The organism is Achromobacter sp., from assembly GCF_049647645.1.
In the GTDB taxonomy this organism is placed as follows: Bacteria; Pseudomonadota; Gammaproteobacteria; order Burkholderiales; family Burkholderiaceae_B; genus Achromobacter.
The window spans coordinates 84640-108184 of record NZ_JBARYB010000264.1 but is presented as its reverse complement, the minus strand read 5'-3'; the positions used below and the strand labels follow the sequence as shown (position 1 = coordinate 108184).

Annotated in this window: 28 protein-coding genes; 14 read left to right on the top strand and 14 right to left on the bottom strand. The window is 63.8% G+C overall.

The window, feature by feature from the left end; all coding sequences use genetic code 11:
• The 5 genes from WBB14_RS30275 to WBB14_RS30255 all read left to right on the top strand — a co-directional run.
• The coding region (locus tag WBB14_RS30275; protein ID WP_424243039.1) for an ABC transporter substrate-binding protein at positions 1-1562 on the top strand (1562 nt) is incomplete at its 5' end.
• A gap of 7 nt (positions 1563-1569) precedes the next feature.
• Positions 1570-2541, top strand: a complete 972-nt coding sequence (locus WBB14_RS30270; RefSeq protein ID WP_424243038.1) for an ABC transporter permease — start codon at positions 1570-1572, stop codon at positions 2539-2541.
• A 1-nt stretch (position 2542) separates the two neighbouring features.
• Positions 2543-3430, top strand: a complete 888-nt coding sequence (locus WBB14_RS30265) for an ABC transporter permease (RefSeq protein WP_424243037.1) — start codon at positions 2543-2545, stop codon at positions 3428-3430.
• 23 nt (positions 3431-3453) lie between these two features.
• The gene (locus WBB14_RS30260) at positions 3454-4998 is read left to right on the top strand and encodes a class I adenylate-forming enzyme family protein (RefSeq protein ID WP_424243036.1); all 1545 of its coding nucleotides are present in this window, start codon (positions 3454-3456) and stop codon (positions 4996-4998) included.
• Positions 4995-5774: an SDR family oxidoreductase gene (locus WBB14_RS30255; RefSeq protein ID WP_424243035.1), complete on the top strand. Its 780-nt coding sequence runs from the start codon at positions 4995-4997 to the stop codon at positions 5772-5774. The genes WBB14_RS30260 and WBB14_RS30255 overlap by 4 nt, the downstream gene beginning before the upstream one ends.
• A 46-nt stretch (positions 5775-5820) precedes the next feature.
• Here the strand turns inward: WBB14_RS30255 and WBB14_RS30250 are convergent, their stop codons facing one another.
• Positions 5821-6327 carry an O-acetyl-ADP-ribose deacetylase gene (locus tag WBB14_RS30250; RefSeq protein WP_424243034.1) on the bottom strand — a complete coding sequence of 169 codons (507 nt, stop codon included), beginning with the start codon at positions 6325-6327 and terminating at the stop codon, positions 5821-5823.
• A 114-nt stretch (positions 6328-6441) separates the two neighbouring features.
• On the opposite strand from WBB14_RS30250, the gene WBB14_RS30245 reads away from it, so the two are divergent.
• Complete coding sequence (locus WBB14_RS30245) at positions 6442-7368, top strand: alpha/beta hydrolase (protein ID WP_424243033.1); 927 nt, start codon at positions 6442-6444, stop codon at positions 7366-7368.
• 45 nt (positions 7369-7413) lie between these two features.
• On the opposite strand, the gene WBB14_RS30240 is transcribed toward WBB14_RS30245, so the two are convergent.
• The 4 genes from WBB14_RS30240 to WBB14_RS30225 form a co-directional block, all read right to left on the bottom strand.
• Complete coding sequence (locus tag WBB14_RS30240; RefSeq protein WP_424243032.1) at positions 7414-7824, bottom strand: VOC family protein; 411 nt, start codon at positions 7822-7824, stop codon at positions 7414-7416.
• A gap of 64 nt (positions 7825-7888) precedes the next feature.
• The gene (locus WBB14_RS30235; RefSeq protein WP_424243031.1) at positions 7889-8335 is read right to left on the bottom strand and encodes an N-acetyltransferase family protein; all 447 of its coding nucleotides are present in this window, start codon (positions 8333-8335) and stop codon (positions 7889-7891) included.
• A gap of 173 nt (positions 8336-8508) precedes the next feature.
• Positions 8509-9078 (bottom strand): YdeI/OmpD-associated family protein, encoded by a 570-nt coding sequence (locus WBB14_RS30230; protein WP_424243044.1) that lies wholly within the window; start codon positions 9076-9078, stop codon positions 8509-8511.
• A 152-nt stretch (positions 9079-9230) separates the two neighbouring features.
• A complete protein-coding gene (locus tag WBB14_RS30225) occupies positions 9231-10124 on the bottom strand; it encodes a LysR family transcriptional regulator (protein ID WP_424243030.1) in 894 nt (297 codons plus the stop codon).
• Between the two features lie 109 nt (positions 10125-10233).
• Here WBB14_RS30225 and WBB14_RS30220 point away from each other — a divergent pair, with 109 nt between their 5' ends.
• Both WBB14_RS30220 and WBB14_RS30215 read left to right on the top strand, forming a co-directional pair.
• A complete protein-coding gene (locus WBB14_RS30220) occupies positions 10234-11130 on the top strand; it encodes an NmrA/HSCARG family protein (RefSeq protein ID WP_424243029.1) in 897 nt (298 codons plus the stop codon).
• 1 nt (position 11131) lies between these two features.
• Positions 11132-11392, top strand: a complete 261-nt coding sequence (locus WBB14_RS30215; protein ID WP_424243028.1) for a DUF2798 domain-containing protein — start codon at positions 11132-11134, stop codon at positions 11390-11392.
• A gap of 46 nt (positions 11393-11438) precedes the next feature.
• On the opposite strand, the gene WBB14_RS30210 is transcribed toward WBB14_RS30215, so the two are convergent.
• The 8 genes from WBB14_RS30210 to WBB14_RS30175 all read right to left on the bottom strand — a co-directional run bounded on the left by WBB14_RS30210 (position 11439) and on the right by WBB14_RS30175 (position 18663).
• Positions 11439-12068, bottom strand: a complete 630-nt coding sequence (locus WBB14_RS30210) for a TetR/AcrR family transcriptional regulator (protein WP_424243027.1) — start codon at positions 12066-12068, stop codon at positions 11439-11441.
• Positions 12065-12382 carry a DMT family transporter gene (locus tag WBB14_RS30205; RefSeq protein WP_207467727.1) on the bottom strand — a complete coding sequence of 106 codons (318 nt, stop codon included), beginning with the start codon at positions 12380-12382 and terminating at the stop codon, positions 12065-12067. Before WBB14_RS30205 ends, WBB14_RS30210 begins: the two co-directional genes overlap by 4 nt.
• 67 nt (positions 12383-12449) lie before the next feature.
• On the bottom strand, positions 12450-13187 hold the full coding sequence (locus WBB14_RS30200; protein ID WP_424243026.1) for an SDR family oxidoreductase: 738 nt from the start codon (positions 13185-13187) through the stop codon (positions 12450-12452).
• Between the two features lie 67 nt (positions 13188-13254).
• Positions 13255-14460 carry a 3-sulfinopropanoyl-CoA desulfinase gene (gene acdA / locus WBB14_RS30195; RefSeq protein WP_424243025.1) on the bottom strand — a complete coding sequence of 402 codons (1206 nt, stop codon included), beginning with the start codon at positions 14458-14460 and terminating at the stop codon, positions 13255-13257.
• A gap of 53 nt (positions 14461-14513) precedes the next feature.
• Positions 14514-15473, bottom strand: a complete 960-nt coding sequence (locus WBB14_RS30190; RefSeq protein ID WP_424243024.1) for a Bug family tripartite tricarboxylate transporter substrate binding protein — start codon at positions 15471-15473, stop codon at positions 14514-14516.
• 58 nt (positions 15474-15531) lie between these two features.
• On the bottom strand, positions 15532-16731 hold the full coding sequence (locus WBB14_RS30185) for a CaiB/BaiF CoA transferase family protein (protein ID WP_424243023.1): 1200 nt from the start codon (positions 16729-16731) through the stop codon (positions 15532-15534).
• Positions 16732-16851: 120 nt separating this feature from the next.
• Positions 16852-17763 carry a LysR family transcriptional regulator gene (locus WBB14_RS30180; protein WP_424243022.1) on the bottom strand — a complete coding sequence of 304 codons (912 nt, stop codon included), beginning with the start codon at positions 17761-17763 and terminating at the stop codon, positions 16852-16854.
• An 18-nt stretch (positions 17764-17781) separates the two neighbouring features.
• Positions 17782-18663 (bottom strand): LysR family transcriptional regulator, encoded by an 882-nt coding sequence (locus WBB14_RS30175; protein WP_424243021.1) that lies wholly within the window; start codon positions 18661-18663, stop codon positions 17782-17784.
• Between the two features lie 194 nt (positions 18664-18857).
• On the opposite strand from WBB14_RS30175, the gene WBB14_RS30170 reads away from it, so the two are divergent.
• From WBB14_RS30170 to WBB14_RS30145, 6 genes are all read left to right on the top strand, one after another.
• Positions 18858-19844: a Bug family tripartite tricarboxylate transporter substrate binding protein gene (locus WBB14_RS30170; RefSeq protein WP_424243020.1), complete on the top strand. Its 987-nt coding sequence runs from the start codon at positions 18858-18860 to the stop codon at positions 19842-19844.
• A 95-nt stretch (positions 19845-19939) separates the two neighbouring features.
• Entirely contained in the window at positions 19940-20323 is a 384-nt protein-coding gene (locus WBB14_RS30165) for a PAAR domain-containing protein (protein ID WP_424243019.1), read from the top strand.
• A 10-nt stretch (positions 20324-20333) separates the two neighbouring features.
• On the top strand, positions 20334-20834 hold the full coding sequence (locus tag WBB14_RS30160) for a DUF4123 domain-containing protein (protein WP_424243043.1): 501 nt from the start codon (positions 20334-20336) through the stop codon (positions 20832-20834).
• On the top strand, positions 20824-21180 hold the full coding sequence (locus tag WBB14_RS30155; RefSeq protein ID WP_424243018.1) for a hypothetical protein: 357 nt from the start codon (positions 20824-20826) through the stop codon (positions 21178-21180). The genes WBB14_RS30160 and WBB14_RS30155 overlap by 11 nt, the downstream gene beginning before the upstream one ends.
• Before the next feature lie 53 nt (positions 21181-21233).
• Complete coding sequence (locus WBB14_RS30150) at positions 21234-21812, top strand: restriction endonuclease fold toxin 5 domain-containing protein (protein WP_424243017.1); 579 nt, start codon at positions 21234-21236, stop codon at positions 21810-21812.
• 9 nt (positions 21813-21821) lie between these two features.
• On the top strand, positions 21822-22532 hold the full coding sequence (locus WBB14_RS30145; RefSeq protein WP_424243016.1) for an immunity 52 family protein: 711 nt from the start codon (positions 21822-21824) through the stop codon (positions 22530-22532).
• On the opposite strand, the gene WBB14_RS30140 is transcribed toward WBB14_RS30145, so the two are convergent.
• Positions 22529-23473: a LysR family transcriptional regulator gene (locus tag WBB14_RS30140; RefSeq protein ID WP_424243015.1), complete on the bottom strand. Its 945-nt coding sequence runs from the start codon at positions 23471-23473 to the stop codon at positions 22529-22531. The two genes, WBB14_RS30145 and WBB14_RS30140, sit on opposite strands and share 4 nt — an antisense overlap.
• Positions 23474-23545: the final 72 nt, after the last annotated feature.

Sequence of the window (23545 nt, the reverse complement as noted above, 5' to 3'; positions counted from 1 at the left end):
CGCCCCAGGCGCTGCTGGCCGCCGCTTCCCAGCCTGGCATCGACGCCGGCCCCGCCCGCAAGGGCGGCACCCTGGTCGCAAGCTGGGGCGGCCTGGAGCCGCAAGCCCTGTTCGTGCCGGGCGGCGGCGGCTCCAGCCCGTTCCAGACCGCGACCAAGGTCCTGGAACGCCTGCTCAAGCTGGACGCCGACCTGAAGTTCCAGCCTGCGCTGGCCCTGTCCGTCACGCCTGCGGCCGACTTCCGCAGCTACACCATCAAGCTGCGCGAAGGCGTCACCTGGCATGACGGCGCGCCCTTCACCTCGGCCGACGTCGTCTACAACGTGCTGCAACACTGGAAGCCGATCTCCGCTGGCATCGCGCTCAAGTCGCTGACGGGCGCCACTGCGTCCGATCCGCTGACCGTGGTGCTTAGCTTCGACGCGCCGGTGCCGGAGTTCTTCCTGAAGTCCACGCTGGCCGGCCAGTTCCAGCTGCTGCTGCCCAAGCACCTGTACGACGGCCGCGACATCATCACCAACCCACTGAACAACACGCCGGTCGGCACCGGCCCCTGGAAATACGGCAAATGGGTGCGCGGCAGCCATGTCGAATACCTGCGCAACGACGGCTACTGGAATGCGGGCCAGCCCAACCTGGACCGCCTCATCATCCGCTGGTGGGGCGACCCCGCCACCCGCGGCGCCGCGCTGGAGACCGGCGAGCTGGGCCTGGCCTACTCCAACCCGGTGCCGGCGCGCGACATCGACCGCCTGCTCAAGACCGGCAAGGTGGTGGTGGACACGCGTGGCTACCAGAACTCGGCCTGGACCGTGACCGCGGAATTCAACCAGCGCCGCGACATCGTCAACCGCCGCGAGGTGCGCCAGGCCATCCTGCACGCCATCGACCGCCAGTTCATCGTCGACACCATCTACTACGGCCGCGGCAAGCCCGCCATCGCCCCGGTTTTCAGCAGCAACCCGCTGTTCTACACCGAGGACGTGCCGCGCTATCTCTTCGATCCCAAGAAGGCTGCCGCGCTGCTGGACGCCGCCGGCCTGCCGGTCAAGGACGGCAAGCGCTTCACCGTGAACCTGGTGGCCGCCGCCTGGTTCGAGGAAAACGCCAAGCTCGGCCAGTACCTGAAACAGGCGCTGCAGGACGTGGGCATCGAGGTCAAGCTGGATTCCGTGGACCGCGCCACGGCGCTCAAGCGCATCTATGGCGACTATGACTACGACATCGCCGTCTCCAACTTCACGGCGCCGCTGGAACTGGTGCCCACCGTGACCCAGTTCTACACCACCGACGGCATCGTCAAGGGCGCCGCCTTCCGCAACGCCACGGGCTATTCCAATCCCGAAATGGACGCGCTGGTCGCGAAGCTGACACAGGAGACCGCCCCGGACGCGCGCCGCGCGCTGGCGCACCAGTTCGCCCGCCTGGCCTCCACCGACGTACCCCACGTACCCTTGGTGGAGATCCAGTCGTTCACGCTGGCCGGCAAGAACGTGCGCAACTTCACCACCGGCGCCAACGTCCAGGGCGAGAGCCTGGCCGACGTCTGGCTGCAGGCCTGAGGCGCGCATGCCGATCCGACTGATCTTGCGCCGGCTGGCCCAGGCCATCCCGCTGCTGCTGGGCGTGGTGGTGCTGAACTTCGCGCTCATCCAATCCGTGCCTGGCACCTTCCTGGACGTGATGACGGCCGAGCAGCAGGTCACCGATCCGGCGCTCATCGAGCGCTTGCGCGTGACCTACGGCATGGACCAGCCGCCCGTGGTGCAACTGCTGAAGTACATCGGCTCGGTGGCGCGCGGCGACCTGGGCTACTCCTACCGCCACAACCTGCCGGTGCTGGACGTGATCCTGGCGCACCTGCCGGCCACGCTGCTGCTCATGGGCGCCAGCCTGGCCATAGCGGTGCTGGTGGGCATGGCGGCCGGCATCGTCTCGGCCGTCAAGGTCAACACCTGGTGGGACAGCGCCGTGTCGGTGTTCGCGGTGCTGTGCTTTGCCGCGCCCAGCTTCTGGCTGGGCATCATGCTGATCGTGCTGTTCTCGGTGAAGCTGGGTTGGTTTCCGGTGGGCGGCATGGTCACCATCGGGCTGGCCGGCGGCGCCTGGCGCCAGGCGCTGGACGTGCTGCATCACCTGGCGCTGCCGGCGCTGGCGCTGGGCCTGTTTTATTCCGCCGCCTATGCCCGCGTGATGCGCGCCTCGATGCTGGAAGTCAGCCGCATGGACTTCGTGCGCACCGCCTACGCCAAGGGCCTGACGCGCAGCGCCGTGGTGTTGCGCCACGTGCTGCGCAATGCCTTCCTGCCGATCGTCACGCTGTTGGGGCTGCAACTCGGCGCGGTGCTGGGCGGCAGCATCGTGGTCGAAGCCGTGTTCAGCTGGCCCGGCATCGGCGCCGTGCTCTTCGACAGCGTCATGAGCCGCAACTATCCCGTGGTCCTGGGCATCCTGGTGCTCAGCTCCTTCGTGGTGATCATCGCCAATATCGCCGTCGACCTGATCTACACGCGGCTGGACCCGCGCATCAAGGCTGCCTGACATGTCCGCATCCCCTACCCTTGCACCTCCCCTGCCCGCGGCGCCCTCGCACCGCCGCGCCTCCTTTGCCTCGCGCTTTGCCCGCAACCGGGGCGCCGTCGCCGGCGCCGCGCTGCTGGCGTTGGTGGCCTTACTGGCGGCCGGCGCCGGCTGGCTGTACCCGGCCGATCCGCTGCGCATCGTTGGCGCGCCGGAGATCTGGCCGTTCGAGTCCTGGCGCCATCCGTTGGGCACCGATTCCATGGGCCGCGACATCGCCGCCATGATTGCCCACGGCGCGCGCGCCACCCTGCTGATCGGCCTGGTGGCCGCCGCCACCGCCACGCTGATCGGCGTGAGCGTGGGCGCGGCCGCCGCCTGGGCCGGCGGCTGGGTAGACGAAGGCCTGATGCGCGTGGCAGAACTGTTCCAGATCATTCCCAACGTCGTGTTCGTGCTGACCGTGGTCTCCATCCTGGGGCCGCGCATCGAACACATCACGCTGGCGGTCGGGCTGGTGTCGTGGCCGCCCATCGCCCGCCTGACCCGCGCCGAGTTCCTGTCCTTCAAGGAACGCGAATTCGTGCAGGCCTGCCGCGCGCTGGGCATGAGCCCGCTGCGCATCGTCGCCGCCGAAATCCTGCCCAACGCCCTGCCACCCGTCATCGTCATGTCCTCGCTGGTGGTGGCCGGCGCCATCCTCTACGAATCGGTCGTGTCCTTCCTGGGCCTGGGCGATCCCAACATCGCCAGTTGGGGCCGGCTGGTCGGCGAAGGCCGCAGCCTGATCCGCTCCTCCTGGTACATCTGCGCCGTGCCGGGCGTGGCCATCATGCTTGCGGTGCTGTCGCTGAACCTGGTCGGCGACGGCCTGAACGACGCGCTCAATCCCAAGCTGCAAAAGCGCTGAGCCGCATATTTTCGGAAACATCCATGACGCATTCCCTGCTCAACTTGGGCCATTTGGCCGATCCCGAACAGTCCTCGGGCCTTCCTGCCATCATCGATCTGCGCCTGCCCGAGGCCCCGCTGCATTACACCCATGCCCAGGTCCGCCTGCTGGCGGGCGGCGTGGCAGCGTGGCTGTCCGCACGCGGCCTGCCGCCAGGCAGCCGCATCGCCATCGCCTCACTGAACCGGGCCGAATACCTGATCGCCTATTTCGGCATCATGCGGGCGGGCTACGTGGCCGTGCCCATCAACATCAAGCAGTCGCAGGAGAACATCGACTACATGCTGCGCGATGCCGGCATCGTGCTCGCGTTGGTGGACGGTCCGCGGCGCGCCGCCTTCGAGGCCAAGGTGCCCGTGCTGGACTTCGACGATGCCGGCCCGCAAGGCTTTGCCGCGCAGATCGCGCCCACGGACTTCGGCTTTGTCAGGCCGCAGGCCGACGACGTCGCCCAGATGCTGTACACCTCGGGCTCCACCGGCAAGCCCAAGGGCGTGCCGCTGACCCATCGCGGCCAGCTCTGGGCGCTGGCAGCCACTTCCGGCGCCGTCGTCGCCCGCGCCGGCACGCAGGAACGCTATCTGCTGGCCCAGCCACTATTCCACATGAATGGCCTGTTCATGGCCAAGCGCGCCTTCGCCGGCAACAGCCTGCTGGTGATCCAACCCTCGTTTGACGTGGCCGCCTACGCCGACGCGCTGGAGCGCTACCGCATCTCGGTCCTGACCGCGGTGCCGACCATGTTCGCCCGGCTGGTCAAGGACCCGGCGCTGTTGCAAGGCCGCGACCTGTCGGCGCTGACCCGCGTCATGCTGGGCTCCGCCCCCATGACCGTGGCGCTGCTGGAGCGCATCCAGCGCGCCTTGCCGGGCGTGCGCGTGACCCATGGCTACGGCACCACCGAGGCCGGCCCTGCCATATTCGGCCCGCATCCCGACGGCCTGCCCACACCCGCGCTGGCGTTGGGCTACCCGCTGGATCCCGCCCAGGTGCGGCTCGCGGACGGCCCCAGCCCGGACCAGGGCGTGCTATTGATGAAAAACCCCGCCGTGCTGGCGGGCTATCACAACCTGCCCGAAAAGAGCGCCCAAGTACTCAGGGACGGCTGGTACAACAGTGGCGACGTGCTGCGGCGCGACGCCGACGGCTTCTATTACTTCGTGGGCCGCGCCGACGACATGTTCGTCTGCTCCGGCGAAAACATCTATCCCGTAGAAGTCGAGAAACTACTGGAATCCCATCCCGACGTGCGCCAGAGCTGCGTGGTGCCGCTGGCCGACGAGGAACGCGGCCATATCCCGGTCGCCTTCGTCGTGCGCCGCGACGGCAGCCAACTGCACGCCGACGCGCTCAAGCGCCACGCGCTTGAGCATGGCCCGGCCTACCAGCACCCGCGCCGCATCCGCTTCTTGGATGAACTGCCCTGGGCCGGCACCAACAAGGTCGACCGCAACGCGCTACTGCTTGCCGCGCGCCAACTCGAAGCGCGGCAAGCATGGACCCAACCCGACACGGAGACCGCATGAACAAGCTTGAATCCCCCGACAGCCTGACGGGCAAGACCGCCCTGGTCACCGGCGCCAGCCGCGGCATCGGCCGCGCCATCGCGCTGGCCCTGGGCCGGCGCGGCGCGCGCGTCGCCGTCCACTACAACGCCGCCAGCGATGCCGCAGATGAGGCCGTGCGCCAGATCCGGGCCGCGGGTGGCGAAGCCTGGACCCTCCGGGCCGACCTGTCGCAAGCCGACGCCGCCGCGACATTGGCGCTGGACCTGCGCGCTTCGCTCAAGGAACGCTATGCCGACGATGGCCTGGACATCCTGGTCAACAACGCAGGCGTGGGCCTGCGCGCGCGCCTGCCCGATGTCACGCCGGAAGCGTTTGACCGGGTGCTGCAAGTCAACCTGAAGACTCCCTTCTTCCTGATCCAGCAAACCCTGCCCTTCCTGCGCAACCACGGCCGCATCGTCAACATCTCGTCCATGGGCACGCGCGCCGCCTACCCCGAGATGAGTGTCTACGCGCCCGCCAAAGCCGGCCTGGAGGCGCTGACCCTGCTACTCGCAAACGAACTGGGCGAACGCGGCATCACCATCAACGCCGTGCTGCCCGGCGCCACCGCCACCGACCTCAATGCCCGCGCCCGCGACCCGGAGCAAAGCAAGGTCATTGCAAAAACCATTGCGCTGGGACGCGTGGGGCAACCCGAGGATATTGCGGACATCGTGGCGTTTCTGGCGTCGCATGAAGGGCGGTGGATCACTGGACAGAACATAGACGCGACTGGCGGGCAGCGGTTGTAAGGTGCACCTTGAAGGCCGCCTCGCCGCCTCGATTCATGCAAGCGGTCTATTTCAAGACGAGCTCATATTGAAGGAGATCTTCCGCTGAAAAGCAGCAGAAGATCACCTCTTGCACGGACGAGTCCTTAGCGAGGCTTTCGCGGACGCTTCCAACGGCCACCTCTGCCGCCAGTTCGATGGGATAGCCGTATATGCCCGTACTGATGCTAGGGAACGCAATCGTAGCGACAGCCCTTTCTTCCGCCAGCGCTATGCATCGGCGATAGCAGCTGGACAGCAGTTCAGGTTCCCCGCTATCTCCGCCCCTCCATACAGGACCCACCGTATGAATAATGTATCGAGCGGAAAGGCGATAGGCTTTGGTCACCTTCGCATCCCCGGTCTTGCAACCGCCAAGCAGCCTGCATTCATGCACAAGGTCCGGCCCTGCGGCGCGATGGATGGCGCCATCGACTCCACCGCCGCCTAGCAACGAGGAGTTTGCCGCGTTGACGATGGCATCCACCTGAAGCTTCGTAATGTCCGAATGGATTGCACGTAGGTTTGTAGGCATGTTGGTGCTCCTGGTAACTGCGTGCGCAGTTGCCACAGTTGCGAACGGTGATGCCAGTCTACAATTTCGCCGGCCTCATACCGTCAAAATTGTAGACCGACACCCATTCCTCACATGAAACGCCGCTATCTGAATGCCCTGCTGATCACCCTTCTCGCCAGCTTCGGCGTGGCTGTTGGTCCGATGCAAGCCCAGGCCCAATCGACGCCAAAGATGCAATCTGGCGAGGGACGCCCATATGAAATCATCGACAGCGAAGTATGGGACGTTCCCGACCCCGTGTCGGGCCGCGGCTACCAAGTCTTCGTTGCCTTGCCGTCGTCGTATGCCAAGCAGCCGCAGCGGCGCTACCCGGTGCTCTATGTGACCGATGCCGATTATGCTTTCCCGGTCATCCGGCAGTTGGCTCGTCGTCTGAACGTCGAAGGGCCACAGATCGAGGACTTCATCCTTGTAGGCCTGTCTTATGGCAAGGGCGAAGACGGCGGAGTCAGCCGCCAGCGCGACTACACGCCGACCCCGAACGGCCCAAGCACTGCGCCAGCCCATGCGATCCATGGCCAGGCGGGCGCCTATCAACAATATCTGCGCGATCAGGTAAAGCCTTTCGTCATGGCTCGCTATCGGGTCGATCCGGCGAGAGCCCTCTTTCTTGGCCATTCCTACGGCGCACTGCTTGGAGCGCAGATCCTTTTCACCGAGCCCGGCATGTTCAACAGCTATATCCTGGGCAGTCCGTCTCTCTGGTACGACCAACGATATGCCTTGAAGCTCGAAGCGCGCTATGCCCGGCAGCATCAGGACCTGACGGCGAACGTTTTTCTTTATGTCGGCGCCTACGAGGCCCTGCGCAAAGGTGACCGGCGCTACAACCAGACGGTGGACATGGTCGCCGACAACCGGGCGCTGGAGACGGCGTTGCAAAGCCGGAAATATCCAGGCTTGAAACTGAAGTCCGTGGTCCTGAACGACGAGGACCATCTCACCGTCGCGCCGCGCGGCTTCACGCAGGCCCTGAAGTATCTGTTGCCGGTGCGCTGAGCAATTACACAGATCTGGCCTGAATCCACGTCGGGTACGCCTGCCCTAGATCGCAGGCCCCTTCAGTTCGATCTGATTGCCGTCGGGATCGAAGCAATAGATCGAAGGCCCTTCGCCTTCCGCGCCATATCGCATTACGGCCTTGTCCGCCGTTACGCCGAAAGTTCGCAGATGCTCCAGGATGGCCGTTTCATCGAACGGATCGACCCGCAGGCAAAAGTGGTCGAGATTGTGCCGGTCTTTCCCTGGGGCTCCGCCGCCTGCCGCCCCCAATGGTCCTTGCACGTCGACCAGATCGATCATGGAGCCGCCTGCGCCCAGATGGATCATGGCGTACTCATCGTTTTTCTTCTTGATGGAACAGCCTAGCACCTTGGTATAAAACTCCAGGCTACGCGCCATGTCTTGCACTCTCAGGACGACGTGGTCCAAGTGCTTGATCTGAAATACCGGCATGATGATCCTCCTGGGCAGAGTGAGATTCGGTTGGATATTGCCAACGCCAGACAGATGGCGGTCCTCAAAGGGATGATCGGAACTTCACGAACACGAGCTCGGGGTCGCCATCGTCCAGATTGTCAATTTGGCCACTTCTGATAAAGCCAAGCTGCCTAAGCAATTGGCGCATCGCGAAGTTTGAAGTATTTGTCGACGTAAACAGTTTTCCTCCTTGGCATTGCAGCTCCAGAGCCTGCATGATTGCCGTGGCGACGCCACGGCGTCGCGCCGAACTCTTGACGACGATCAGCGGGATAAAGTCGTGCTCGAAGAACGAGTGGTCAAGCACCCCATAGCCGATCAGCGCCAAAGCATCCTCCGCTTCCATCGCGACCCAGCAATGGCCAGCAGCCACCGCATGGGCGATAAATTTCCTCCTGTCCGGTTCTTGCTTGGCGATAGGATCCATTTCAACGATCGAATCGATGTCTCCGCGCTGGGCTATTCGAACGATCGTTTGGGGAGACATGGTCGGCGCGCATCAGGATTGGAGGATTCTCAGTCTACCGTGCCAGAAATGCCAGGCCGCATTTTCCCTATTGGCGATTTCGCCGGGGCAAACCCTTGTTACGCGGAAGGTTGAAAGCTGCGGGCCATGAGGATTGTTCCCGGCCGGATTCGTCGGCTGCCGCGCTTCCGGGCCTAGGGATGCATGGTTTCACCGCGATTCAGCATGCCGATGAACTCCTCGATCTTGCGCGCCCGTGTTGCCGGCTGTTTGGCATTCTGTATCCGGAACAGGATGGCGTAGCGGTTGCGGCCGTTCAACGTCGCAAAGAACGCACGGGCCTTGGGATTGGCGTCCAGTGCGGCCTGCAGGTCGTCCGGCACGACTGAATTGCTGGGCGAGGCATAGGCAGCTGCCCAGCGGCCATCCTGTTTCGCATTCTCGATTTCCCGCATGCCCGAAGGAAGCATTCTGCCGGCGGCGATGAGCGCTTCGGCCCGATCCGTGTTGAGCTTGGACCAGATACTTTTTGCGGAGCGCCGAGTGAAGCGCTGCAGCCAGGTTTTATCGCTTTCAGCCTGCTTTTGGCCGTCGATCCAGCCATGGCAAAGCGCGCTTTCCAGCGCCTGTTCGTAGGTCAATGTCCGCTGCCCGGCGCCCTTCCTGGCAAGGCGCAGCCATATCCCGGTCGAGGTGCAGCCGTTCTGCGTCAACCAGTTTTCCCATTCGTTCTGGTCTAGGAATGTCAGACGGGGTTCAGTCATGGAGCGATCCAAGTGCCTGCATTCAAGCAGCGGGCCGTTTCTTGTTCACTGCAATCTCGTAGCTTACCGATAGGCGCGGATTTCTGGGCTGAGCCATGCCAGCCCAACCTCAATAACACCCTCGCCCCGCCCCGCCGACTGCTGCACCGCCGCTAGAACCGATCGAGCTTCAGCCCAGCCGCCAGATAATCGACAAACGCGCGCACCTTGGCAGGCGGAAGCCTGTTCTCCTGCCAAAGCGCGTGTATAGGAACCGGCTTGGACTCGAAATTTTCCAGTATGACTTCCACCTGCCCCGCATCCAGCAGCTGCCTGATCTGCCACAGCGGCGAATAGCCGATACCGAGCCCGGCGCTGACCGCGGAATAGATCGCCGCCATCGTATTGGTCCGGAACGGACCCTGGACCCCGACGTTGCGCCGCTTGCCGTCTATCTGAAAGGCCCATTGCCCCGGCCCTTGATCGACGCTCCTGACGATACAGGCATGCTGGCGCAGTTCCGACGGATGCGCGGGACGGCCGTGCTGTTTGAAGTAGGAAGGCGCTCCGAATACGACTCTGCGCAAGGCTCCCAGTCGCCGCCCTTGCAAGCCGGAGTCCGGCAGATCGGCGATGCGCACGACCAGGTCGAGGCCTGCGGTGGCAAGATCGACAAAGGCATCCGTCAGTTGCAGATCGACCTCGATCTGTGGGTATGCGCGCATGTATTGCGCGATGATTGGAACCAGGAAGTCCGGGCCGAACAGGACCGGGGCGCCGACGCGCAACAGGCCCGACGGCGCGGCTCGACGGTCGGCGACTTCCAGCCGGGCCTCGCCTATCTCTTCCATTGCCGGTTTCACCCGCCGGAAGAAGGCCTCGCCCGCCTCGCTGAGCGAGGAATGCCGCGTGGTGCGATGGACCAGTTGAACGCCGACATCCTCTTCCAGCGCTGCGAGAGAACGGCTGACGGCTTGTAGCGAGCGGCCAAGGTTTCGCGCGGCCTTGGTCAGGCTTCCGGTTTCAGCGATATGGATGAACGCTTCCAGGTCTTCGAGGCGGCTCATTATTTATCTCGATTATCGTGATTCACATTCAATTTCTACAAGCATTGTTCCACTAATCGGTAGAAAATACACTGCCTTCGTACTCACACACATACGAAGGAGAAACCCCGTGAACGGCACTCAACCTATCGTTTTGGTCGTCGGAGCCACCGGCAAATTCGCAAGCCTGGTGGTTCCTGAATTGCAGCGGCGCAAGGTCACGGTCCGGGCGCTCGTGCGCGACGTGGCACGCGCCACCAGGGCCCGCTCGCTGGGCGCGACGGAGACCGCCATCGGCGACCTCCGCGACGTCGACAGTCTCGCGGCCGCCACGCATGGCGTGGACGGCGTGTTTCATATCGGCCCGGCGTTCGCCGCGGACGAAGCACCGATGGGGGTCGCCCTGGTCGAGGCGGCCGAGCGCAGCGGCGTGAAGAAGTTCGTCTTTTCATCGGTCATCCAGCCGACGAACATGCGCCTGGCCAATCACGCCAGCAAGATTCCGGTTGAGGATGCCCTCTATTCCTCACGGCTGGAATATACGATCCTGCATCCCGCCAACTTCATGCAGAACATCGGTTTGGCCTGGCCATCGATCCGCGACCATTCCAGATACGCCGAGCCTTTTCCCCGGGACACAAGAATCGCTCGCGTCGACTATCGCGATGTGGCCGAGACTGCCGCAATCGCCCTGACCGGGGACAGGCTGGCCTACGCGACCTTGGAGTTGTGCGCCGGCATGTACAGCCGCACGGACATCGTCGCGGCATTGACCGAGGAATTGGGATCTCCGGTCGCAGCGCTCGAGCTCGGATTCAGCGCATGGGCGGAAGGCGCGCGCCTGCCTTATGGCGATCCACAGCTGCGTTTACTGTCGAAGGTTTTCGATCACTATCGCGCCTATGGGCTTGGCGGAAATAGTCTGGCACTAAGGGCTGCGCTCGGACGCGAGCCCCGCTCGCTGCGCGCATACATCAAGGACCTGATCGCCGAGAAAAACTCGGCTCGAAACGGCGGGGAGTATTGAAATGTCCAAGAACCCGACTAGGTCCACCCTGAAAAAACTCCCACCGCGCTATGCCCCCTTCCTGATGCCGCTGGTTCTTTCGGTTTTCATGTCGGCCATCGTTTCCGCAGTGGCGACTGCCACGAGCGTGGGCGTGGGCTCCGACTTTGTCATCAACTGGCCCAGCGCCTGGGGCGCCTCCTGGATCGTGGCTTTTCCCAGCCTCTTGCTCCTGCTGCCTTTCGTGCGCAGGATAGTCGCCTGGATGGTCGTCCAGCCCTAGGCTGGGCCGCGCCGGCATCAATCCCGCGTGGCTGCGCCGGCGTGCGTCAACCGGCTGGCCACGCAAGCATCGCGGCATCGATGATCATGTTGAGCTTCTTCACGCCGGCGCCGTCGCGCGCCTGGATCGACAGGCCTTCGAGCACGGTCGTGTAGAACGCGGCAAGCTGACGGACATCGGCGCACGGCGCGAGGTCGCCCTCGGCAATGCCTTGCGCCAGCCGGTCCCTCAGCATCGATTCCCCATCCTTCCGGTTCGCGGCAAGAAACGCGCGCACGCTTTCGTTTTCGGGCGCACCCAGCAGCGATGACAGCACGATCATGCAACCACGCGGCCCCTCGGCCACGGCATAGGCGCGCGCGTTCGATCGCAGCATGGTTTCGACGGCCTCGCGGGCCGTGCGGGCTGCGCTGAGGCTCTGCGACGTCGCCCGCCCCTCGACACGGTCGTAGAGTTCGACTGCCTGCCGGAAGATCTCTTCCTTGCAACCGAAAGTCGCATAGAGGCTGGGTTTGTTGACGCCGGTGGCGCTGACGAGATCCTGGATCGAGGTGCCTTCATAGCCTTGCGTCCAGAAGGTTCGCATGGCCGCCAGCAAAGCCAGGTCTTTGTCGAACTCCTTCGGACGCCCGATTTTCGGCGCGGCGGCCGATTTTGTTTGCTTGCCAGAATTCACGATTCAATTATCCGCAGGCCCGCCACGCCAACGCCGATCAGCCCCAGGAACAACAGTTTGGCCAATGACATCTGCTCGCCGAGCACCAATGTTCCGAAAACCGCCACGCCGAAAGCGCCGATACCCACCCAGATTGCGTAAGCAGTGCCCACTGGCAGATGCTTCAGGGCCAAGGCGAGCAGCACCAGGCTCAGCATGGCGACGCTGATGCCGATCAGGCTCGGCCAGAATCTCGTCAAGCCGTCTGCCTGCTTCAGCGCCAAGGCCCAGACGATTTCAAGCACGCCGGCCAGAACCAGGAGTCCCCAGGCCATTTGCATCCCCATTGCTGTTTGACTGCGATTGGATCATGCCATCAAGGGCTCCGGTCACCCCGAAATCCTAGGCAGTGAAGCCTCCATCAATCGCGAACGATGCTCCGGTGATGAATTGGCTCTCGGCCCCTGCTAGATACGCCACGGCGGCCGCAATTTCCCCGGGTTCGGCATAGCGCTTGACCGCCATGAGCTCCAACTCGGCGGCCACCGTCGGGCCATCGGCGGGATTCATATCCGTGTCGGTCGACCCCGGATCGACAATGTTGACCGTAATGCCGCGGCCGCCGACCTCGCGTGCGAGGCCCTTGGTGAACCCGATGAGGGCGGACTTGCTCATTGCATAGAGCGTCACTCCTCCATACGGCACGCGTTGGGCGAAGCAGGAGCCGATGGAGATGATGCGCCCGCCCGACCCCATGTAAGCCAGCGCGGCTTGCGAGGCCACGAACACCGCCCTGGCGTGAATCGCCAGGGTGTCGTCGATTTCTTCGAGCGTGGCGCCCTCGACTGGCCCGTAGGGGAAAACGCCGGCGCTATTGACCAGTATGTCCAGCCTGCCCAGTTCTCGGGCAGCCTGCTCTACCGCCGCCCGGACGGCGGCCGGATCGCGGCTATCCGCCTTGATGGCCAAGACCTTGGCGCCGGTGTTGCCAAGTTCTTTGGCGTAGTCTTTTGCCGTCTGATCCGACTTGGCGTAGGTGAAGGCGACATCGGCGCCCCGTTCTGCGAACCTTCGAACGATGGCAGCGCCGATGCCGCGCGTCCCCCCGGTGACCAGCGCAACCTTGCCTTGGAATTCCATCGCGAAAGCTCCTTTTATACCGATCGGTTCAAAAAATGCTACGCGAAGCGGAATTCGTCGTCAAGCATCACCGCCCGCGCAGATAGCCATCCCGCGTTTGCGGCAGCTTCATCCCAAGCACGGCGGAAGCGACCTGGGTACGCAGGATCTGCGCGGTGCCGCCCGCGATCGTGAACATGCGCGCATCGCGCACGTGGCGTTCCAGCGGCAGGTCGCGCCCGTAGCCGGACGAGCCATGCAGCTGCAAGGCGTCGTTGGTCACGCGCTGCGCCGTTTCGGCGGCAAAGATCTTGGCCTGCGCGGCCAGCGACAGATCCGGAAAGCCGAAGGTCCGCGGGGTGCCGCTGCGCGCGGCCGCGTGCAGCATGTGCCGCGCCGCATTCAGCTGAATGGCCATGTCGGCAACCATCCACTGCAAGCCCTGGAACTCCGCTATCGGCCGGCCGAACTGCTGGCGTTGCCTGACGTAGTCGACGGCCTCCTCGAAGGCGCCCTGCGCGATGCCCAACGCCACCGTACCCGCGCCCACGCGCTGGGCGTTGTAGGCCTGCATCAGACCGGCGAAGCCGCGCTTGAGCCCCTCGGGCGGGACTACCAGCATGGACTTGTGCACCTTGAGGTCATGGAACTTGATGTAGGTCTCGGGTATGCCTCGCACGCCCATGGCGTAGGAGCGCTTGGCGATCTCCAGCCCATCATCCGCGCCGTCCGGTTCGCGCACGTGGATGAACGCGCCTATGCCCAGATCCTCGCCATCGTCGATGACCCGCGCAAAGATCAAATGCAGGCGCGACACCCCGCCCCCGGTGATCCAGTACTTCTCGCCGTTGATGAGGTAGTCGTCGCCCTGGCGGACCGCCCTGGTGCCCATTTCGCTGGCCGCGCTGCCGGCCTGGGGCTCCGAGATGCAGATGGCGGGCTTGTCGCCCCCCAGCACGCACCCGGCGGCCAATGTCTTCTGCTCATGGCTGCCGTACTGCATGATGGCGCCGATTGCGCCCATATTGGCTTCGACCGCAATGCGCCCCATGGTGGCGCAGGCGCGGGCCATTTCCTCCACGACCAGGACGGTATCGAGATAGCTCAGCCCCTGCCCGCCGTATTCCCGTGGAATCGTCATGCCCATGAAGCCGCTTTCGCGCAGCAGCCGGACATTGTCCCAGGGATACTGTTCGGACTCGTCCGTGGCCGCAGCCGTCGGTTTGAATACGGTCTGCGCCAGTTCGCGCGCGCGCTGCTGCAGCGCCAATTGGTCTTGGGAAAGTTCAGTCATCGTTCATCCTTGCTACGTGCAAAACTCCGGTCAGGCCGAAAGGCCCGCCGGCATCAACCCACCTTGATATCCGCGCGCCGCGCCACCTCGGCCCAGCGTTCGACCTCGCTGCGCGTCAGCGTCGCCAGTTCCTGCGGCGTGCCTCCGCCCGCATCGGCGCCCAGCGCGATCCAGCGCTGCACGAATACTGGATCGGCAAACGCGCCGTTGACCGCCGCGTTGAGCACGCGCACCACGTCCGCGGGCGTGGACGGCGGCGCATAGATGCCATACCAGCTGGTCGCGTCGTAATTGGCCGCGCCGCTCTCCGCCGCCGTGGGCACGTCGGGCAGGCTGGGCGAGCGCACCTTGGAGGTCACGGCGATCGCGCGCACGCTGCCGGCCCGGATGTGCTGGATGGCCGAAGGCATGGTTTCGAACATCATGTGCACGTTCCCCGCAATGATGTCGACGATCGCCGGCGCTGAACCGCGATAAGGCACATGCATCATCTGCGTGCCGGTGACGTTCTTGAAGTATTCGGCCATCAGGTGCTGCATGGTGCCCGCGCCCGGCGTGGCATAGCTGTACTTGTCCGGATTGGCCTTCAGCAGCGCCACCAGCTCCTGCACGTTCTGCGCGGGCAGATCCTTGTTGACGATCAGCGCATGGTTGACGCGCCCCAGAAAGCCCACGGCGGTCATGTCGCGAATGTCGTACCCCAGCTTCGGATACACGGACTGGGCGATCGCATGATGCACCGCGCCGAACAGGATCGCGTACCCGTCGGGACGGGCCTTGGCCACGGCGTCCGCTCCCAGCGTGCCGCCAGCGCCGCCACGGTTTTCCACGATGACCGACTGGGCCAGGCTCGCGCGCATCGGCTCGGCCAGTTGCCGCGACAGGATGTCCACGGTGCCGCCCGGCGCGTAAGGCGCAACCAGCCTGATGCTCTGCGACGGGTACTTGCCTTGCGCAAATGCCCGGCTCAATGGCGTCAATGCGGCAAGCGCCAGCAACTGTCTCCTATCCATGCCTCTCTCCTCGTGTATCCGCCCTCGTCCGGGGCGGTGTTGTCTAAGGTGTGTGACGTCAACCCTGCCGACTGGCGCCCGACCAATCGGCCTGGATCTGCCGCGCGTGCTCGTCCAGGCGGGGCGGCGCCCTGCGGTAAGAAACGGGCGTAGCGGACAGCTTCAAGGGGTTCGCCAGCAGATTCAACTCGCCGCCTTGCGCCCATGCGCAAGGCATGCGCAGATGCGCGCCGCGGGCCTGGACGTGCGGATCATTGAACACATCGCGCAAATCGTTGACCGGGCCGCAAGGCACGCCCACGGCTTCCAGCTGTTCCAGCCAGGTCTTTCTTGGGCGCAGGGTCAGCGCTTCCTGTACCCGCTGGCAAAGCTCGGTGCGGTGGGCGACCCGGGCGGCGTTGGAGGCATAGCGCTCGTCGTCAGCCAGGCCGGCCACGCCGGCCACCTCGCAAAAGCGCCGGAACTGCGCATCGTTGCCCACGGCCAAAATCATGGGGCCGTCCGCGGTGTCGAACACCTGGTAAGGCACGATGTTCGGATGGCCGTTGCCCAGGCGCGCGGGCGGCTCCTGCGCGGCAAGATAGTTCGTCCCCGCGTTCACCAGCCACGCAATCTGGCTGTCCAGCAGCGAGATGTCGATGTGTTGCCCCGAGCCGGTCAGGTCCCGGTGGCGCAACGCCGCCAGGATGCCGACGGCGGCATACATGCCTGTCATCACATCCGCGATGCCCACGCCTACCTTCATGGGCGTACCCTGCGGCTCGCCGGTAAGGCTCATGATCCCGCCCATGCCCTGGATCAGGAAGTCGTAGCCGGCGCGCTTTGCGTAGGGACCCGTCTGGCCGAATCCCGTGATGGAGCAATAGACCAGGCGCGGATACCTGTTCTTGAGCTGTCCATAGTCCAGGCCATACCTGGCCAGGCCGCCAACCTTGTAGTTTTCGACCAGCACATCGGCATGCCCCAGCAGTTGGTGCAACCTGTCGCGGCCCGCTTCAGTGGCGATGTCGAGCGCGATGGACCGCTTGTTGCGGTTGGCGCTCAGGTAGTACGCGCTTTCCGCCGTCGCGCGGCCGTCCTGGTCGTTGATGTACGGCGGCCCCCATTTCCGGGTGTCGTCGCCCTCGCCCGGCTTTTCCACCTTGACCACGTCCGCGCCCAGGTCGCCCAACAGCTGCGTCGCGCTCGGGCCAGCCAGGATGCGCGAGAGGTCCAGGACACGCACGCCGCTGAGCGCGGAAGCTTCCACTGACTGCATACGCCTTCTCCATCAGAGTCGATCGATGCAGTCTAGAATTCGCAATCTTCACCTTCAATTGAGTTTTTTTTCAATATGAAGGCAAACATGGCGCACGTACCGGGCCGTGGCCGCGCGGCGCTACTTGACCGGGAACTTCAGCTTGGGCGCGGCCTCCCTGACCATGGCCCAGAAGGCATGCGCGGCGGGCGACAGCTTGCGTTCGTTCAGGCATGCCAGGCCCATCCTGCGCTTGGAGGCAGGGCTTATTTTCCGGTAGACCAGTCCCTCGTAAACCTGCGGCAGCACCAGCGACGCGAGCACCGAGATGCCCTGTCCGCGCCTGACGAACTCCAGGATGGACATGATCTGCGAGAGGTCGTGCGCGATATGCGGCTTGGCGCCAGCGCGCTCGAACATCCGCGTAATGACCGGTTGCGAGCCCGCGCGCGTCATGATCAGCGGATAGTCGATCAGGTCCTTCACGGCGATCGTCTTGCGCTCGGCCAGCGGATGCCCGACGGGCAGCACTACCATCAGTTCATCGGTGACCAGCGCCAGCGTGTCGAAGTCGGGTTTGGGCAAGGCCACCACGCCTATTTCGATGCGGCGCTCCACCAGCGCGCGCTCCAGCTCAGGATCCGGCTTCTCGGTGACGAAGACGTCGACGCCCGGATAGCGGGCTTTGAACATTTCCAGCAATTGCGGCAGGATGTTCAGCGAAGAACTCGCGCCCAATGATCCGAGATTCAGCAGGCCCGAGCGCAGGCCGGCGCTGGCGCTCGCCGTGGCCCGCACGATCTGCAAGGAGGCAAACACATCCCTGACATGCGGCAGGACCTGCTGCCCGGCATAGGTGAAGTGCACGCCCGAGGCATTGCGGTCGAGCATGGGCGCTCCCAGCGTGGCCTCCAGCGTGCGCAGGGCATGGCTGGTGGCTGACGGCGTCATGCCCAAACGCGCGCCGGCGCCCGCAATACTGTCAGCGGACGCCAACGCCAGCAACAGTTCCAGCTGTCTGAGGGAGAGGGATTTTGCTGCCTGATCCGGCATGGCCGTCGCTCCTTGGTGCTAATTCGCCAGCGCCTGCGCCAGCCCCAACGCCCGCGCCAGAAATGCCGACGCATCGTCCTTGCGATAACTGACGATCACCGGCGACACAAAGGTATCGGCGTCTATCGCCACATGCGCCACGTCCTGGCGCTGCAGCCGCTGCACCGACGCCGGCACCACCGTCACCCCGAGCCCCGCCGCCACCAGGCCGATGGCGGTCTGCAGTTCGTTCGCTTCCTGCACCACCTGCGGCGCATGTCCCGCCGCGCGGAACAGGCCCAGCACATGGTCGGAGAAGTTCGGCCGCGGGCGCGCCGGATACAGCACGAAGGGCTCGCGCGCCAGGCGTTCGACCGATACCCGCCGCAGACGCGCCAGCGGGTGACCCAAAGGGACCGCCGCCATCAGCGGTTCTGTCATCAGCACACGCCGTTCGATGGCGGGGTCGTCGAACAGGATGCGGCCTATGCCCAGGTCGATGCGTCCGGCCTTCAGCGCCTCCAGCTGCGGCAAGGTGGTCATTTCCGTGAGGCCTACTTCGACCTGCGGGTCCGCATTGCGCAGCTGCCGGATCAGCTCGGGCACGAAGCCGTAGAGGGTGGACGGCACGAAACCTATGCCGAACCAGCGCCGCTGGGTCTGTCCCAGCCGGCGCGTGCCCTCCAGCACTTCTTCCAGGCGCGCCGTCAGCAGGCGCGATTGTTCCAACAGGAAGCGGCCCGCTTCAGTGAGGCGCAGCGCCCGCGTGGTGCGTTCGAACAACTGCACGCCCAGTTCTTCCTCGAACAGGCGTATTTGGCGGCTGAGCGGCGGCTGGGCCATGTGCAGCCTCGCGGCCGCACGCGTGAAGCTGCCTTCTTCCGCCACGGCCTGGAAATAGCGCAGTTGCCTCAATTGCATTGCATGGCCCCATACATACCATAAAGGTATCAATCGGAACCCATATAGTCTTGGACTCGCAGGGAAAACGCAAGCCATACTGAGCCATCGCACGAACCTGATCGTAAAAGTATGAATCCCGGGAATTTCCTCCCGCGGGTTCGCGGACCATCGGCGCGCGGCGACACAATAATTCGAGCACTACGGAGACCATCATGCGCTTGCGCCCTGTATTCAAACGACTCGCCCAGGCATGCGTGGGCCTGGCGCTGCTGGGCGGCGCGTCCGCGGCGTTGGCGCAGACCTACCCGGATCACCCAGTCAAATGGATCGTGCCCTTCCCGCCGGGCGGCGCGATGGACAGCATCGCCCGCACCCTGGGCGAATCCATGGGCAAGCAGCTCAACACCACCTTCATCGTGGAAAACCGTGCAGGCGCCGGCGGCAATATCGGCGCGGCCAGCGTGGCCCGCGCCAAACCCGACGGCTACACCATCCTGATCGTGGCCAACGGCATGGCCGTCAATCCGGCGCTGTACACGGACCTGAACTACGACCCGATCAAGGACTTCGCGCCGATCTCGCTGCTGGCCGTGGTGCCGAACGTGCTGGTCACCAATCCCGCGCGCACCGGCGCCACCAGCGTGCAGGACGTGATCGCCAAGGCCAAGGCCCAGCCCAACCACTACACCTATGCCTCGGCCGGCGTGGGCACGTCCATCCATCTGGCGGGCGAGCTGTTCCTGTCCATGGCTCGGGTAGAAATGCTGCACGTGCCCTACAAGGGCAGCGGCCCGGCCATCGCCGACCTGCTGGGCGGACAGGTGGACTACATGTTCGACAGCATCACCTCCGCCAAGCCCCATATCGAGGCGGGCAAGCTGCGGGCGCTGGCGGTGACGACCAGCAAGCGTTCGGCCGCCCTGCCCGATGTGCCCACCGTGGCGGAAAGCGGCTTGCCCGGCTACGAACTGATGCCCTGGTTCGCGGCATTCGCCCCCGCCGGCACCCCGCCGGAAGTGGTGGCCAAGCTGAACGCGGCCATGCGCAAGGCGCTGAACGAGCCGAAGGTGCGCGCCACGCTGGAATCGATCGGCGCGGAGTCCATCGGCGGCACGCCGGATGAATTGCGCGACCACCTGGCGCGCGAAACCGCGCAATGGAAAACGCTGGTCAAGGAACGGAACATCAAGATCAATTGAGGCCCGTGCAGTCTGCGCCTACTCACCCATGATCGCCATCAACGCCACCTCTGTCGGTCAATGCTAAATTCGGCTTCGACCAAGACGGAGGCGGCATGTCTGAACGTTCCATCATCAGAAAGGGAGATCGAACCTCGCATGGCGGGACCGTCGCCGAAGGTCACCCTACGTCGATGCTCCTTGGACGAGAGATAGCGTTGGTGGGGCATAAGGTGACTTGCCCTAAATGCAAGGGAGCCTTTCCCATCCTGGCTGAGCCGGGACGCAATCATTCATTCATGGGCCGGGACACCGCCGTGGAGGGAATGCGCACTGCCTGCGGCGCCGTACTGATAGCGTCACAGATGGTGGCGCGCATCGGCTTTGCCCAAGGATTGTCCGATCCCGCTCCGATGGCGACAGCACAGAGCGACACGCTGTGCCAGGAATGCCTGGAGGCTGCTGCCCGCAATGCCGCAACCACTGTGGCGCGAGGATAGGTCGGTGGAGATGCAGGCACAGGAGTACTACGCGGCGCGTCTGAAGCAGACCAATTTCCCCTTGCGGCTTTACGGTCTGGTCGACGCGCTGCTGCACGATGAGGTTTTGCCCACCCATCCCTTATCCCGCTCCTCATCCTGCATCGCGCTGTTCGACGGCACGCCTGATGAAGCGCTGGCCCATGCCGGCCCCTGGCTGCTTGATTGCTCCGCTCCCGGGAATCCCCACATCACTGCGCTGCAACGTCTGGCCGATAGCGAGCCTGGATGCATTTGGGTCGTCAGCAGCTACGCCATGGACGATCTGGCCGAAGCCTTGCGGGCGCGATTGACTGTGCGCATGCCCAGCGGGGCAACAGCCTTGCTGCGCTACTACGACGCAAGACTCGCGGACGACATCGCAGCGCTGCTAACCCCCGAGCAACGAGCCGCGTTCTTTGCCCCCGTCCAGGACTGGCTGGCGCAACGCAACGGCGAACTCATCAGGATTCATCCCACCCATGGTGCTTGAACTCACCCCCCAGCAAGTCGCCGGCCTTTGCGCGATCGACGCCAAGGGATTTGTGCAGGGAGTCACGCAGGACATCCTGCGCGACTACCCCGGGCTGGCCGAGGCTGGCTTGAGCGCAAGACTTGCCACTGCTCTCGCGCAGGCGCGGGCCTTGGGAATAGACGAGGACGCGAATCTTGTCGAATTTCTCAGGACCGAGGCGCTGGTTCCTGGATTCTATAAACAGCCCGGGTTCCTTGCCTGGATTCGCAAGCCCGGACGCCCCGCGGATCAACGGTTTCATGACTACATGCAGGTGATGAAATGGCAGTCGCGCCAACAGCTCCGACAAGAGCATAGGGATTAAGGGAAATGCCTGGACCTCTCGCAATACCAATCGCAGGATGGGTGGTGGAAGCCATGGCAGCCGCGTTCGCCCGGGCGGCAGCAAGCGCCGCGGCAGGTGCCGTGCTGGGCGGCGTGGCCACTTTGCCGGGCGATACGCCTCGCGAAGACAGCGAAGCCAAACCAATCGACCGCGCCTTGCCCAGGACCGAAGAACCCTGCAAGAAATGTCCGCCGGACCTGGGGATGAAAGTCAGGCGCAGGCATGGGGAAAATTGGAACGCCTATGCCTATCAAGCCCGGATTACCGGGTTCGACTACGACACCGAGTATTGTTTGTGGAGCGATGAATGGAATTGGAAAGGGGTAGCCCTAGGCCAGAAGTTTGATATCGACTTCGATGGTTTCGTGTCCGCGGAATGCCTGTTGCAGGAAACAAAGGGCAACTACGATCAGTTCATCGGAAAAAATGGCAATACTGAACCGTGGTTTGGTGGATTCAAAAATATGTCAGAAATCATCGAGCGACAGGCCGTTCCCGTTCATTCAAACCCTCCGACAAAACTCCGTTGGTACTTCCAGACGCCGCGGACTCGCGAGAGAATGCTGCCCATCCTGCAACGATACCGCGTAGAGTCCATCTATCATCCCTGAGGGAAAATCATGCTGATTACCGCGCAATTCAGAGACCCCTCGCTACGCCCCGAAGATTTTTCATCTCAACTGGAAAAACTGCTTCCTCTCACTCTCTCTATGGACTCTCATTCCCGGCAACATAAGGGATGGTATGCACAGGGGGACAGTCTGGAGGAAGCTCTGCTCTATCCCGCGTTCGACAAGAGCGCTCCATCTGCGGCCCTTTTGGCCATGTTGAAGCACAAGTATCGGAAAGATGCGTCGGTGACACACATAGCCCTCTGGAATGGAGAAACAGAACGTGACCAAGGCATTTCCATATCGATTCAAGTTGGTAGCGCGTTTTTTCCAAGCTCATTGGATATCGACACCATGGACGATGCTGCGGTCGGATCCCTAGATGAAATGGCAACCATCATTGGCGTCATTATCGATGTGCTACGACCGCTGTACGTCGTCGCTCACCCTCGCGCCTACTCTGCCCAAAAAGTTTTCGACGACAAACCTGGCGTCGGCTGGATGCTATACCTTCCGCAAGTGATCACCGCCGAGCAAGTCCCGGAAGCCCAGGCGCTGATTCCCGTTCCCGTCGCCGGGAAAAAACAGACCGGCACCATCATCGTCAGCGTCGCGAACGAAGTGTTTTCGCTGGACAACGCCAGCCATGTGGAACTCGCGAACCGCATCGAGATGCGCCTGGTGGACCAGGACCTGCTGCCGCGCTACGCGGATCTCTAGCCCAGCCGCCGCTTCGGCCTGGCCCCGTCCCAGGGATAGCCGTCAAACGTATCCTTCACTAGTTCCCGCAGCCAGATAATGGCCGGATCCTGGTGAAAGCGCGGATGCCAATGCTGGCGCAGCGCGAAGGACGGCAGCGGCAATGGCGGCTCCAGCACCTTGACCACGCCGTAGCTACCGAACACATTGCCCAGCTCCTGCGGCACCGTGGCGATCAGGTCCGGATGCTGGTCCAGCAATAGCGGCACCACCAGGAAGTGCGGTGTCGACAGGAAGATGTTGCGCTTGACGCCCTGCTCCTCCAGCGCGCTGTCATAGGCTTCGGAAGAACGCCCCGCCAGCGTCACGACGATGTGCGGCATGCGCTGGAATTGTTCCAGCGTCAGCTCGTCGCCCACCTCCTTGTTCTTCACGCTGACCAGCGTCACGAAGCGATGCATGAACAGCTGCTGCTGAAACAGGCCCTGCGGCGCCGCGCGCAGCGATCCCAGCACCAGGTCCACCTCGCCCGAGGCCAGCAGCGGCTCGACCTGCTGCAGCGGCACCTGGCGCGTGCGCAGGGTGCAGTGCGGCGCCAGTTCGCGCAGGCGCTTGATCAGCGGCGGCAGGAACACCAGTTCACCCATGTCCGTCATGCACAGGGTGAAGACGCGCATGGCCGAGGCCGGATCGAATTGCGCCTGCGACAGCACCTGTCCGCGTATGGTCGCCATCAACGCCAGGATGGTCGGCGCCAGGCTCTCTGATTTCGGCGTGGGTTGCATGCCCTGGCCGGTCTTCACGAACAGCGGATCGTCGAAGAATGCGCGCAAGCGGTTCACGGCATGGCTCATGGCGCTTTGCGACAGGCCCAGCTGTTCGCCGGCGCGCGTCACGCTGCGTTCGCGCATCAGGCTGTCGAAGACGGCGAGCAGGTTGAGGTCCAGTTTCTCGTTATGCATAACGTGCATTTCCAGAATCAGGTTCATGATATTGACGCATATTCCGCCGCTATCTATCGTCTTGTCAAACGC